Annotated in this window: 12 protein-coding genes; 2 read left to right on the top strand and 10 right to left on the bottom strand. The window is 57.2% G+C overall.

The features are described from left to right. Positions 1-125: 125 nt before the first annotated feature. The 9 genes from AC2FJV_RS10785 to AC2FJV_RS10745 all read right to left on the bottom strand — a co-directional run bounded on the left by AC2FJV_RS10785 (position 126) and on the right by AC2FJV_RS10745 (position 10,610). Positions 126-905, bottom strand: a complete 780-nt coding sequence (locus tag AC2FJV_RS10785) for an alpha/beta hydrolase (protein ID WP_496713700.1) — start codon at positions 903-905, stop codon at positions 126-128. A gap of 59 nt (positions 906-964) precedes the next feature. Continuing rightward, the gene (locus AC2FJV_RS10780; protein WP_496688565.1) at positions 965-2,110 is read right to left on the bottom strand and encodes an iron-containing alcohol dehydrogenase; all 1,146 of its coding nucleotides are present in this window, start codon (positions 2,108-2,110) and stop codon (positions 965-967) included. Further along, complete coding sequence (locus tag AC2FJV_RS10775; RefSeq protein ID WP_496713698.1) at positions 2,107-3,489, bottom strand: aldehyde dehydrogenase family protein; 1,383 nt, start codon at positions 3,487-3,489, stop codon at positions 2,107-2,109. Before AC2FJV_RS10775 ends, AC2FJV_RS10780 begins: the two co-directional genes overlap by 4 nt. A gap of 130 nt (positions 3,490-3,619) precedes the next feature. Beyond that, positions 3,620-4,981 (bottom strand): glutamine synthetase family protein, encoded by a 1,362-nt coding sequence (locus tag AC2FJV_RS10770; protein WP_281971850.1) that lies wholly within the window; start codon positions 4,979-4,981, stop codon positions 3,620-3,622. Positions 4,982-5,038: 57 nt separating this feature from the next. Next, complete coding sequence (locus AC2FJV_RS10765) at positions 5,039-6,724, bottom strand: Na/Pi cotransporter family protein (RefSeq protein WP_142632940.1); 1,686 nt, start codon at positions 6,722-6,724, stop codon at positions 5,039-5,041. 146 nt (positions 6,725-6,870) lie between these two features. Further along, positions 6,871-7,905 (bottom strand): TRAP transporter substrate-binding protein, encoded by a 1,035-nt coding sequence (locus tag AC2FJV_RS10760; protein ID WP_142632938.1) that lies wholly within the window; start codon positions 7,903-7,905, stop codon positions 6,871-6,873. A 52-nt stretch (positions 7,906-7,957) separates the two neighbouring features. Continuing rightward, complete coding sequence (locus AC2FJV_RS10755; RefSeq protein WP_496713696.1) at positions 7,958-9,277, bottom strand: TRAP transporter large permease; 1,320 nt, start codon at positions 9,275-9,277, stop codon at positions 7,958-7,960. Continuing rightward, positions 9,274-9,846, bottom strand: coding sequence for a TRAP transporter small permease subunit (locus AC2FJV_RS10750; protein ID WP_185956598.1), 573 nt, complete (start codon positions 9,844-9,846; stop codon positions 9,274-9,276). The genes AC2FJV_RS10755 and AC2FJV_RS10750 overlap by 4 nt, the downstream gene beginning before the upstream one ends. A gap of 8 nt (positions 9,847-9,854) precedes the next feature. Beyond that, complete coding sequence (locus AC2FJV_RS10745; protein ID WP_496688570.1) at positions 9,855-10,610, bottom strand: N-formylglutamate amidohydrolase; 756 nt, start codon at positions 10,608-10,610, stop codon at positions 9,855-9,857. Positions 10,611-10,772: 162 nt separating this feature from the next. Between AC2FJV_RS10745 and AC2FJV_RS10740 the strand changes: the two genes are divergently transcribed. After that, a complete protein-coding gene (locus AC2FJV_RS10740; protein ID WP_246097116.1) occupies positions 10,773-11,636 on the top strand; it encodes a MurR/RpiR family transcriptional regulator in 864 nt (287 codons plus the stop codon). 838 nt (positions 11,637-12,474) lie between these two features. On the opposite strand, the gene AC2FJV_RS10735 is transcribed toward AC2FJV_RS10740, so the two are convergent. Next, positions 12,475-13,149 (bottom strand): TIGR04283 family arsenosugar biosynthesis glycosyltransferase, encoded by a 675-nt coding sequence (locus AC2FJV_RS10735; protein WP_282021858.1) that lies wholly within the window; start codon positions 13,147-13,149, stop codon positions 12,475-12,477. A gap of 73 nt (positions 13,150-13,222) precedes the next feature. Here AC2FJV_RS10735 and ygfZ point away from each other — a divergent pair, with 73 nt between their 5' ends. Further along, the gene (gene ygfZ, locus AC2FJV_RS10730; RefSeq protein ID WP_496713693.1) at positions 13,223-13,960 is read left to right on the top strand and encodes a CAF17-like 4Fe-4S cluster assembly/insertion protein YgfZ; all 738 of its coding nucleotides are present in this window, start codon (positions 13,223-13,225) and stop codon (positions 13,958-13,960) included. Positions 13,961-13,981: the final 21 nt, after the last annotated feature.

Genomic DNA, 13,981 nt, shown 5'->3' with positions numbered 1-13,981 from the left:
CGCTTGGCCCTAGGATGGGAGAGGAACGCGCCCGCCTTAAGGGGCGGGTCGAGCGCGTGCTTGATGCTTTGCATCAAGCATTGTGTGGATAGTTTAGTACGTCTCCACTATCCGTAGGCCGGGCTTCAGCCCGGCATCACCGGCACCCCATCCAACCACTCCGCAATCTGCCCGACTGGCCCCTCCCACCCGGGCTCCATGAACAGAAAATGCGCGTGGTTCTCGATCGGCAGAAACGTCGCGCGGTCTCCGTAAAGCTTCGCCAACGCGCGGCAGGTGTTGGGGTTCACGGCCCGATCCTCGGTGCCAGATACGATCAGAACCGGGCAGTCGACCTTGTCGATATCCAGCTTCATCGCGTGGTGGTCGTCGAACATCCAAAAGAACATCTCGAACATCACCCGCCCGCTTTCCGCGCCCAACTGGTCGAACACCTCATGCTGCTGCGCCTCGGGCATCTTGTTCAATGCAAAGGGGGCCATCAGATCGAACTCAACGCGCATGGGCTGTTTCCAGAACGCCCCGCCCTCCATCAACGCGCGCGGCACGGCGCGTTCGTCGTCGGTTTCGGGCAGCGTGCCCCATGGCGCGTTCGGATTGATCAGAACGATGGCGCTGGCCAAGCCGCGCGCTGCCACCTGCTGCGCCACTACGCCTGCGATGGCGTGACCCAGCAGCACCGGCTTGCCGTCCAGCCCCTGCACGAACTCTGCAATGTCGTTGGCATAGTCGGTGACGCTGACGTCGGTCAGGCCCGGATCGGGTTCGGCCTTGGAGTCGCCGCCATGGTACCGCAGAGCAGGCGTGTGCACGGTCCAGCCCCGGTCGCGGAAGAACCCCGCGTAATCGGCCATACACCACGGTCCGGCAAAGGCTCCGTGGATCAGAACAATCTCTTTGGTCATGGAAACGCCCCCTCACCTGCCATCACTATGAGAGATGAGGGAGCGGATCGGCAAGAGGCTTACAGCGCCGCTTTGAACAGCGCTGTCAGGTTGTCCTCGGTCAGTTCAATCGGATTGCCGCCGCAAGAGGGGTCGATGATCGCCCCCTTGACCAGTTCGGGGATTGCCGCATCGGTCACTTTCATATCCGAGAGTTTGCGGGGGATACCCAGCGAGTCATTAAACTCCTGCACAAAGGCGCGGAACCCGTCAAAGCCTCCATCGATGCCCAGATAGGCCGCGGCCTGCTGGAACCGGTCGGCGATGGCGGGGGCGTTGAACTCCAACACCGCGGGCATGCAGACCGCGTTGGTCGTCCCGTGATGGGTGTTGAACACCGCGCCAATCGGGTGGCTCATCGCGTGGATCGCGCCGAGGCCCTTCTGGAAGGCGGTCGCGCCCATGGCTGCCGCGCTCATCATCTGCGCCCGCGCTTCGATATCGGTGCCATCGGTATAGGCGCGCGGCAGATAGTCCTTGACCAGCCGCATCCCCTCCAGCGCGATGCCGTGTGACATAGGGTGGTAATGCGGGCTTGAGAACGCCTCGACACAATGGGCAAAGGCGTCCAGACCAGTGCCAGCGGTGATGAATTTCGGCATTCCCACGGTCAGTTCCGGGTCACAGATCACCACGGTTGGCAGTACCTTAGGGTGAAAGATAATCTTTTTCGCATGAGTTTCCGAATTGGTGATGACGCTGGCGCGCCCGACCTCGGACCCGGTGCCAGCGGTGGTCGGAACCGCAATGATCGGAGCAATGACATCGGCATCGGCGCGGGTCCACCAGTCGCCAATATCTTCGAAATCCCAGACCGGGCGCATCTGACCGGCCATGAAGGCCACCATCTTACCCAGATCCAGCCCCGAGCCACCGCCAAATGCGATTACCCCGTCATGGTCGCCTGCCCGATACGCCGCAACGCCGGCCTCAAGGTTCTTCTCATTGGGGTTCGGGTCCACTTCGCTATACAGGCCACGCCCCAGACCCGCAGCCTCAAGAATATCCAGCGTCGCCGAGGTGATCGGCAGATCAGCCAGCCCCTTGTCCGTGACCAGCAGAGGGCGTTTCATTCCGGCCGCAGCGCAGGCTTCGGGCAGTTCCTTGATGCGGCCAGCGCCGAATTTGATCGCGGTCGGATAGGACCAGTTTCCAGACAGGCTCATGATGTCACCTTCTTCAGATGGTAGGATTTGGGGCGGGTAAGGTTGTGATAGCCGATGACAGAAAGACCACCGCCACGCCCGGTATTCTTGCAACCGGTCCAGCACAGGCCCGGATCCAGATAATCGGCGCGGTTCATGAAGACGGTGCCAGTTTCAATCTGGTCCCCGACCTGCGCGGCCCGGTCCACGTCGCGGGTCCAGAGGCTGGCGGTCAGGCCAAACTCGCTGTCATTCATCAGCGCGATGGCTTCGTCATCCGACGACACTTTCATGATTCCAACTACGGGGCCGAAACTCTCATCCCGCATCACCCGCATGTCGTGTGTGACATTGGTCAGGATTTGCGGGGTCAGATATGCCCCCCCATCATCCTCGGGGAAAGTGTCGATATGGGTAACTGCGCCATCCGCGACTGCCTCGGCAATCTGCGCGCGGACCTCATCGGCAAAGCGTATATTGGCCATCGGTCCAATCGTCGTCTCTGCATCCAGCGGATTGCCCAGCTTATAGCCCTGAACAATCTCAACCGCTTTGGCAACGAACGCATCATACAGGCTTTCGTGCACATAAATCCGCTCAATCCCGCAGCAGCACTGGCCCGCGTTGAACATCGCACCGTCGATCAGCGTATCAACAGCTGCGTCCAGATCGGCGTCGTCCATGACATAGCCTGGATCCTTGCCGCCCAACTCGGTACCGACCCCGGTGAATGTGCCCGCCGCCGCACGTTCCATCGCCTGACCACCACCGACCGAGCCAGTGAAGTTCACGAAATCAAACGCATTTCCAGCGATCAAATCGTTAGTCACATCATGACTCAGGAACACATTCTGGAACACATTCTCAGGAACACCTGCCGAATGGAAAGCCTGCGCCATCCGCTCACCCACCAACAAGGTCTGGGTCGCGTGTTTCAGCACCACGGTATTGCCCGCAATCAACGCCGGGGCCACCGTATTGATCGCAGTCATGTACGGGTAGTTCCAGGGCGCCACGACAAAGACAACCCCATGCGGAATGCGTTTGATATAGCGCCTGAAGATCTCATCCTCGCCCACCGCAATATCGGCCAGTGCACCCTGCGCGATCTCGGCCATATGGCCGGCGCGCTCGTTGAACCCGCCGAACTCTCCGCCGTAGCGCACTGGGCGCCCCATCATATGGGCCAACTCGGACACGATTTCGTCATTCATCGCACCAACAGCGGCGACACCCGCCATCACAAGATCAATTCGCTCTTGTAATGGGCGTGCTGCCCAGGATGTTTGCGCTTCCCTGGCCCGCGCGGCCACCTCAAACGCTGCTTCGCGCGATAAGGTTTCGCGCTCAGCATAAACCGATCCATCGATCGGCGAGATGCATTTCAACATCTGCCCCATCTCCACTCCATCCTCTAAAAAGCAGAATCTCCTGCTTTATCTGGCCAACACAAACCTCGGGGGCCGTCATTGATGCGCCATTGGCTCAAGCACCAATAGCGGCAGGCAGGGCCCCCAGCTTCGTCCACCCTCAGGCCCTTTCGAACCCGCGGGCAATTTCCCAATCAGTAACCACGCTTTCGAATTCCTCGATTTCCACCTCGGCGGCGCGCGCATAGTGATCAACAACTTCGTCCCCCATAGCGGCCCGCAACATGGTTGAGCCAAGCAGGGCATCCCGCGCAGCGGGCAGGTTCCCGGGGATCATGCCGGACTCGCTCTGATACGCATCGCCTTTGGTTGGTGGCTCAAGCTCCAACCCTTCCTTGATGCCCGCGATACCCGCCGCCAACATACCAGCAATCGCCAGATACGGGTTCATATCCGAGCCCGGAATACGGCATTCCACGCGAACCGATTTGGTTCCATCACCACACAGTCGGAAACCGGCGGTGCGGTTGTCGACCGACCAGATGATCCGCGTCGGCGCAAAACTTCCTTTTTGGAAACGCTTGTAGCTGTTGATGTAGGGGGCCATGAAACACGTATAATCGGCAGCGTATTTCAACAACCCGGCCATATAGCTTTTCATTACTGCCGACATGCCGAGCGGATCTTTTTCGTCGAAAAAGATTGGCCTTCCCTCAGACCACAGCGACTGATGCACATGGGATGAACTACCAACCTTGTCATGATGCCATTTCGGCAGGAACGTGGCCGCATGCCCGTGCTGCCAGGCGATTTCCTTCACCGCATTCTTGGCGATCGAGTGATACTCGGCCGTTTCCATGGCGGCGGCGTATTTGATGTTCAACTCTTCTTGACCGGTCTCGGCCTCGCCCTTCGTATTCTCGACCGGGATGCCCGCGTTCCACAAATGATTGCGGATGGGACGCATCACATGCTCTTCCTTGGTGGTCTGCAGGATATGATAATCCTCATTATAGCCCGAGATCGGCGCCAGATCGCGAAAGCCTTCCTTGCGGATCTGGTCAAAGCTCTTCTCAAACAAAAAGAACTCCAACTCGGTGGCGCACATCGCGTCGTAACCCATGGCTTTCAGGCGTTTGACCTGTTTCTTCAGGATCGACCGGGGCGCGTGCGGGATCTCTTCATGCGTGTGGTGATCCAGAACATCGCACATCACCATCACCGTGCCCTCAAGCCACGGCACCGGGCGCAAAGTGCTGAGATCAGGTTTCATGACGTAATCGCCATAGCCCCGCTCCCAGCTGGTCGAGGCATATCCGTCAGGCGTGCCCATTTCCAGATCTGTCGCCAACAGATAATTGCAGCAATGGGTCTCTTGCCAAGCGCCTGCCACAAAGTGACCGGCATGAAACCGTTTGCCCATCAGCCGCCCCTGCATGTCCACCATGCAAACAAGAACGGTGTCTACTTCACCTGCTTCAACCTTGGTTTTGAGGTCCGCCAACACAACATCATGACCCATCATGTTCATCCTTCATCACAATCGGGCCCACCGCGCCCCTGTTCCCATCGACGGCCGTTAGTCTTCGGCCGCTTCTTTCTCCATTTCCATAACCAACCGCGTTTCCAGAACCTGTCCGCTTTTGTAGAGGATCGGATAGGCGATGGCCGCGATATGGCCGTGCAGATCGCGCATAGCGCGCAGTGCCTCCAGATGCAGATCGCTGGACTGGAAACTTTCCGTTTGACCACGCTCCAGCCGCTTTAGATGCGCCTTGCGGCTGTCGCGGGACATCCTTTTGATCTCGGCCTTGTCCAGAACAAGACGGCGGGCACAGTCGACGTCATCCACCAACAAAACGTGTCGCGCCAGCGAAAAACTTTCCTGAATGGTGGCGTGTAAATCCTTGAGTTCTTTCCACCCCTGGGCGGAAAACTCGGCCCTTTCCATGTGTTTAATCTTTGCTGAACGCGTCATTCTGTTCGACACGACATCTCCAGCGGCCTCGAGCCGAATAGCGTATTCCACCAGACCACGGGCGGCTTTGATCTGAGACTTGCTCATATTCTGCCGCGGCAACCGCGCGACAAAGCGTCGGATTTCCGTCAACTGGGCGTTTACCATTTCATCCTGCTGCGACAGGGCAGCAATGGTATCAATGTCGTCACGCTCATAGATATCCAGCACCGGGCGGAACATGCGTTCGACCTGCGTGACCATCTGCAACAATTCGTGGCGCACCGAGGACATCGCAACATCAGGGCCTGTGGCGCTGGGGTCGCCTAGCGGATTAAGAGCACCCGAGAACTGATCTGCCACACCAGATTCAGGGTCGGTCTCGGGCATGAGCAAAGCCATCGGCGCTTCCATCCGGGTGACGAATCCGGTTGCCAGCAGAAACACCACGAGGTTGAAACCGATATGGGCAAAGATCAACGATTGCCCCGGCCCGCTGATCATCAATGCGGCATGGGTCCCGGTGACGTTGACAGCAAACAGCATCACAAGCGCCGCACTGCCGCGCAGCAACAGGTTGGCTATCGGTATCCGGCGGGCCGAAACGATCTGGTCGCGCGTCAACCAGATCGGAATAAAGGCCGAGCCCAAATTTGCCCCCAATACCAACGACAAACCCGCCGCGAATGGGATTGCCCCGATCTGTACCAGCGTCACGCACATCAGGATTGTCGCAACCGAGCTGTGCATGACAAAGGCAAGCACAGCCCCAACGATGAAGGCACTGAAATAGTCGCTTTCAAGATAGCCCGCGATAGCTGGCAAAAAGGCACTTTCACGAATCGGATCAACTGCATCGCGCAAAAATTGCAGTGATACCAAAATGAAGGCCACACCCAGAACAATCCGCCCCATCAGGCGAACATTTGCCCGATCGGATTTGAGGTAGAGCCACCCGCCCAGCGCCAGCAATACCGGCTGCAACCATCCCAAATCATAAGACAGTATCTGAATGACCAGAGCCGATCCCAGATCGGCCCCCAAAACCCCCGCCAGGGCGATGCCAAAACTGACCATTCCGGCCGCCGCAAACCCTGTCAGCAAAACCGCCACGGCGGCTGAACTTTGCAGGATCGTAGCCAGAACCATACCCGCGCCACCGGCGACAAAACTGTTTGAATGTCGGGTCAAAAGCGATTGAAATAGCGCGCCAAATCGCCGCTCAATCCCCGTACGAACCAAGCGAACGGCGAAAAGCAGCAACATGGTTGCGGCAAAAATCTCGATCAGAAAACCAGCGATGGCCATGTGTTCATACCCCGTCCGACCGGTGAGCAGCACTGTGCATCCGGTTTCGCATCTCTGTTATTGGGATTGATATGAACATAAGAGGTGTCGCCAGGTGATGTCCAAACCCGACGCGAGAGGAGTTACCCGCGTCGGGAAGTTGCTTATTATCCGTAACGATAAGGCCGTCCGGCCTTGAGCATGTCGGCGTTGTATTGCTTGAATATCTCAACAACCCTCGCCTTGATCTCAGATTCTGCCGCAATCTCATCCCAGAATGCGATTGCCGCGCCTTCGACCTGTGCCCATTCCTCATCCGGGATCGTGGTCAGCTGCATCTTGTCGCCATTGACCCGCAAGCTGGCCTCGCCGCCCCAGTACCACCACTGGCGGTAGTAATGCGACTGATCACAGCAAACACGGAACAGCGTTTGCAGATCTTCCGGCAACTCGTTCCAGCGATCCATGTTGGCAAAGAAAGACCCGGCCCAGGCGCCTGAGATGTTGTTGGTCAGGAAGTAGTTGGTCACATCCGCCCAGCCGACAGTGTAATCCTCGGTGATGCCCGACCATGCGATGCCGTCCAACTCGCCGGTCTGTACGGCGACCTCGATATCTTCCCATGGCAGTGTAACTGGTACCACACCGAACTGGCTGAGGAAGCGACCCGCTGTTGGGAAAGTGAAGACACGCTTGCCTTGCAGATCCGCCAGGCTGTTGATTGGGTCCTTGGTGGCGAAATGGCACGGGTCCCAGGCGCCCGCCGAGATGTGCTTGACCCCGACTTTCGAGTATTCTTCGTCCCAGATTTCGTTCAGACCGTACTGATTGAACAGAACCGGTACATCCAGGGAATAGCGCGAGGCAAACGGGAAATAGCCGCCGAACACTGTGACATCGGTGGGCGACGCCATCGAGTCATCATCGGATTGTACCGCATCAATGGTGCCTTTCTGCATGGCACGAAACAGTTCGCCTGTCGGAACAAGCTGGTCAGCATAGAACAGCTCGATCTGCATCCGATCACCGGCGATCTTGTTGAACATCTCGATTGCCGGGTCGATCACATGCGCCGCCAGCGCAGGACCGGCATAGGTCTGCATGCGCCACGTGATCGTGCTTTGAGCCAGCGCCGGTGCGGCCAGAGGTGCGGCTGCGACCCCTACCCCGGCGGTTTTCAGAAACTTACGTCTTGTCGTCATGTCAATTTCCTCTCTGTTGAAGTGCTTCGTGCCTCTTCGAAAGGCATTCTTGTTAATTTCCATAGACATAGCCGGGCAGCCAAAGAGCCAGTTCCGGGAAGATCATGATAATCGTAAGCGCCAGAACCATCACGGCGACGAACGGAAAGATCGAGCCATAGATATCCCTCAGCGTGATTTCTGGCGGTGCCATCGCGCGCATCAGAAATAGGTTATAGCCGAAAGGCGGTGTCATATAGGCGATCTGTGTGGTGATCGTGTACAGAACCCCGTACCAAATCAAGTCAAAGCCCAGCGCACCAACCAGCGGTACATAAAGCGGTGCCACAATCACCAGCATCGCGGTGTCGTCCAGAAACGTGCCCATGACAATAAAGCTGAGCTGCATCAAGATCAGGATCATCCAGGGTGACAGGCCCAACTGGTCGGTGAACAAGTTGTCGATTGCCTTCACCGCACCAAGCCCGTCGAAAACCGCGCCAAAACCAAGGGCTGCAAGGATGATCCACATGAACATGCACGATATCGCCAGCGTATGCTTGGTACAGGTTTCAAAAATCGCCCAGGTCATTCGACGTTTGGCCACCGAAACCACCAATGCCGCCAGCGCTCCGATGGCCGAACTTTCAACCAGTGACGTCCACCCGTTCACAAAGGGCACCATCATCGCAGCGAAGATAATCAGCGGCAACGCACCCGCGCCCAGCAACCGGATTTTCTCGGCCTGCGGAACCTCGTGCGCGTCTTTCATCGCTGGACCAAGCTCGGGCTGAATGCGACAGCGGATCCATATATAAAGAATGAACATGCCAGCCATCATCAGGCCGGGCACGATCCCCGCCAGCCATAACTGCCCCACAGGTTGACGGGCGATCATCGCATACAGCACCAGAACCACCGAAGGCGGTACAAGGATACCCAAACTGGACCCGGCCTGAATGACACCGGTCACCATGGTTTTGTCGTACCCGCGTCTCAACAGTTCAGGCAAAGCAATCGTGGCTCCAATAGCCATCCCGGCCACGCTGAGGCCATTCATGGCAGAAACCAAGACCATCAAACCAATCGTCCCGATGGCAAGCCCGCCATTCACCGGCCCCATCCAGACATGGAACATGCGATACAGGTCATCCGCCAGCCTGCTTTCGCTGAGCACATAGCCCATGAAAATGAACATTGGCAGGGTCAGCAGCGGATACCACTTCATCAGCTTCATCGCGGCTGAAAATGTGATGTCCTGCCCTCCGGTTCCCCACAATGAAAGCGCCGCGATCGTCGCAACCGCACCGATCGCACCAAAAACGCGCTGACCGGTGAACAGCATCAGCATCATCAACGCGAACATGAAGATGGCGATATATTCCTGGCTCATGCCCGCTGTACCCCGATTTCCTGCCCGTTGATCCGCGCAATGTCTTTGAAAAATTCCGAGACTGCCTGCAGCAACATCAGGAAGAAGCCGAAAACCATGATGGATTTGACCGGCCAGATATACGGTCGCCACGCAGTCGACGAACGTTCAAGCCGACCGATCTCTTCACTGCCGGTCAGCAGTCCGGTGAAGTAGGAAACGGGTTCGTCGCCCCAATAACCAAGGCTATACGCCGTCGATCCCAACCCGCCATAGAAAAGCACACCCAGATAGAGGATCAGCAAAAGCACGGTAAATGCATCGAACCACGCTTTTCGTTGGGGGCTCCAGTTGTGATAAAACAGGTCCATGCGCACATTCGACCCTAGCTGGATCGAATATGGCCCACCCATGATGTAATAGGTCACCATCGCAAACTGTGCCATTTCAAGTGTCCAGAGCGACGGTAGGAAGAAGGTCTTTGATATCGAAGACCACAGCAGGATGCCCATCATGACAAACAGGCCCCACATCATGACCCGCCCGATCCGATAGTTGATCGCATCCACGATACGGACATATGCGCTCATCGCTTTGATCACGCTGACGCCCCTTCCTGAAAACCGGACAGAACACGCGCAATCCAGGGCACTAGGCAATCGGCCATCTCTGCCTGCTGCTTAGGCGTGCGGATCAAGTCATTGCGGATCTCGATCATCACGTTCAGCAAGCGGTGGGGCAGCGCCTGGGTATCCAGTGTATGAGCTACTCCATCCGCCGCAGAATAAGGCTCATTCAGCCTGATGATAAAAGGGCTGCCGATAGCTTCGTCAGCCATCATCGCTGTGGCAAACTGGTTGTCCACACCGTGCAGAATACCCAGTTCGACCTGCCGTTTCTGCCCCAGATAGATCGGTGTGAAACTGTGGATTGTCACCATCAGCCTAAGTGAAGCGCTGTGCTGATCGATCAAATCCGACAAAGCGGCGCAAAACGGCTGATACACGTTTTCGATTCTGGCCACTCGCTGCTCGGGCGACATGTTGATGTTCGCCGGGATTTCGTAATCCTCGCTGCGGATCGGCATTGCACCCGCCGCCTCGGGCGGGCGATTGCAGTCATAGACCAGCCGAGACACCCCGCCATGGACCAAAGGTGCTGACATGCGTTTGGCCATAGCCTGCGCCACGACCAGTGCGCCTGGATCCCAGGCAATATGACTTTCGCGTGCTTCAGCGCTTAGCCCCATATCGCCCAGAAAAGCCGGGATACGATTAGACGCATGTTCGCACACCAGCACGACCACAGGCGCATTGCCCGCCAAATCCGTATGAACAACTTTGCCGAAGTCCAATCTACCGTCCTGCGATTCCAAAATGAGACATTGTGGAAAAATTTCCACAGACCGCATCATCCTGTCAATATTTTTTCTGTATAAATTTTTCCAAGCTTGATCTTGCTGAAAAATTATTCACATTATGGTCTGGTCGCATAATAGGAGGACACGCCAGTGCGGGTGACAGACAGGCTTCTGGCCCATCGGGACAAGATGACCCCGTCTGAACGGCAGCTGGTCAGCGTTCTACTGGATGATTACCCGATGGCCGGGCTGGGTAGTATTACCGAATTGGCCAGTACCGCCTCAGTCTCGACCACTACGGTTGCACGGATGCTGCAAAAGACCGGTTTTGACGGATATCCTCAATTTCAGGCCGCGCTGCGTGGTGAGGTCAAAGAAATGATCTCGGGGCCAGTAGCCAAACGTGATGTCTGGCAGAATGACCTGCCCGAAGAACATATCCTCAACCGCTATTCCCAGCGTTCTCTGGCCAACCAGAAGCGCACAATCGACGAGATCGACCCCGACGAATTCGATAGCTTCTGCAGCCTGTTGAGCGATCAGAACCGGCGTATTTTCATCACCGGTGGCCGCATTACCGGAACACTGGCGCAATACCTGTATCTGCACCTGCAAATGATCCGACCGGATGTCCGCCTGTTGCCGGTCGCCGCATCCTGGACCCATGATCTGTTGGACGTGCGTCAAGGGGATGTGCTGATCGCGCTGGATGTCCGGCGCTATGAGAATGCGAGCCTGCTGATTGGTCAGCTCTGCCACGAGCGCGGGGCCGAAATCGTGCTGTTGACCGATCAGTGGCGCTCGCCAATCCACCGGCTGGCCAAACACACATTCGCGGCGCGCATCTCGGTGCCTTCTGCCTGGGATTCGATGGCTGCGATACTGACCCTGATGGAATGCGCCATAGCCGAAGTTCAGGAACGGCTTTGGGATTCGGTCAAAGATCGCACGGTCGAACTGGAACAGGCCTTTGATCGCACCAAGCTGTTTAGGAAATTCGGCCAAAGTTCGGGCTCTTAGCTTCGGATTGTTCCAAAACTACAACTGCCCGTGAGGAGTGTTGCCACTTGACCGGCGGTTGGTCACTTTGTTTCCATGACATTTATTACCGAAAACCAGCTGCCGCTGCTGATTCTGTTTTTTCTGATCGGCACAGTTGGCACAGCATTCCTGTTTCGTAAACCAGCCGGGCATCGCGCATGGAAACTGGCTGATCTGGTCTGGGTGGTTCTGGGCGGGGTCGGCGCATTGGTTGCGGTGATGGCCGGGCTTTATACAGCGGACAGTTCCCGTCTGGACCGGCAGATTGACGTTGCCTATGCCGCAACGCTTGCCTTTGACCGCGACGCCGCGCGGTTTCGATTGCGGTTCTGCGACCCGGCCTATGACAAGGATATCGGAGCGCTGTGCGAAAAAGTTGAGTTCCTGTCAGCCTCAACCGCAAGCAACGCTGACCTGCCCTTGTTTATTGCCGTAACAAACGAAGTCGCCCCTCTGAGGGGGCTACAATTCCTGTTTGGACGGCAGGCCCAGGAAGAGCGCGATGACATGCGCGCGATGACATCGAAAGTGCACTCATTCGACGTCGACCAGTTTCTGGTGTTCACAACGCTGGATGACCCGACACAGGAAGCTATCGACAATCTGCGCAGGAAAGTTCCCGCAATCGCAGGCGACTATTTGATCTTGGCCCAAAGTTACGATGACCTTGTCACTCAGGTCGGCAAGCTTAAGGATGAATGGGAGTATTTGCGAGAAAACGGGCATATTCTGGTGCTTCAGATCATTGCACTGTGCCTTGTCAGTTTCGCCGCCCCGTTCCGGCTGGGCAAATCCATTGTCGAACTCAGAACGACGCTTACTGCCGGTACGCCCGCGCCAACCGCTCGGGATCAGCGCCCAGAAGATAGCGGGTCAGAGTCCACAGATTCCGACCACCACGACGCAACCACCCCGCCCGTTCATACCGGTCCGCGCTCGTAAAGGCGCGGGCGGACAACAGCGTGATGCGGCGCAACTCTTTGGCAAGCGCCACGTCTTCCATCAAGGGCTGTTCCGGGAAACCGCCTGCATCTTGATATTCAGAACGCCGGACTAGCAAGCCCTGGTCACCATAGGGCAACCCAAAGATCCGGCTACGAAGATTGGCCCATCCGGCAACCCAGGATGGCGCAAAGCCCGCGGCCACAAAGGCCAGTCTGAACGCCGCAGGTCGCCCGGAGGGCAGATGATCCCGCACAACATTGCTCCACCCGTCCTGCAAAACCGTATCCGCATGAAGTACCAACAGCCAATCGGCTTTGGCGGCTGCACAGCCACGGCGCAGCTGCCCCCCGCGCGAGGCTTCTCCGGTCACGATCCTGGCCCCAGCATTCTCTGCGATTTCATGGGTTTTGTCGGTAGAGCCTGCGTCCGACACAATCAATTCGTGGATCAACCCTGCGCGCAGCCCCTCCATCAGCGCTCCAAGTGTAGCAGGCAAGGTTTCGGCCGCGTTCAGGGTTGGAATTACAATACTGATCGGTGCCGGCACGTCGGATATCCTCTGGTCTTATGAGCGACTTCTCATATATCACGAGCACCATGGAAAAGACGAGGACTCTGCCATGCCCAATCGCCGCATTCTGCGCCTAACCGGTGCCGACGTTGACAGCTTCTTGCAGGGGCTGGTGACCAATGACATTGCCGGGCTTGATCGGGGTCTGGTCTATACGGCGCTGCTGACACCACAAGGCAAGTATCTGGCCGATTTCTTTCTGAAACGCGAGGGCGACGATATCTTGCTGGACGTCGCCGAGGTTATTGCCGACGGATTGGTCAAACGTCTGAGCATGTACAAGCTGCGCGCCGACCTGACGATCGAAGCCAGCGGCCTGAATCTGCAACGCGGCACTGGCCTGGCACCCGATGGGGCCCTGCCCGATCCGCGCCATTCAGATATGGGCTGGCGCGCATATACGGAAGATGCCGAAAGCGAGGACGGAACCGATTGGAACGCGATCCGCGTGCTCCATTGCATTCCCGAAACCGGAATCGAACTGACCGAGGACAGCTATATTCTGGAATCAGGGTTCGAGTTGCTGAACGGCGTTGATTTCAAAAAAGGGTGTTATGTCGGTCAGGAAGTGACCGCGCGCATGAAACACAAGACCGAGCTGCGTAAAGGGCTGCGCACGGTAAATGTCGCGGGCACCACGCCTGTCGGAACCGAAATAACTGCTGACGGGAAATCCGTGGGGCGCCTGTTTACCCAAGCGGATGGCCAGGGGATCGCATATCTCAGGCTCGACAGGGCCAAGGGTGATATGCAGGCGGGCGACGCGACCGTGCGCCTGAAGGAATGAAAATTCTCGAATACAGCCTGG

The organism is Ruegeria sp. CDSA241 (assembly GCF_059611265.1).
The sequence above is the reverse complement of the archived record's forward strand: the minus strand, read 5'-3'. Positions and strand labels throughout refer to the sequence as shown.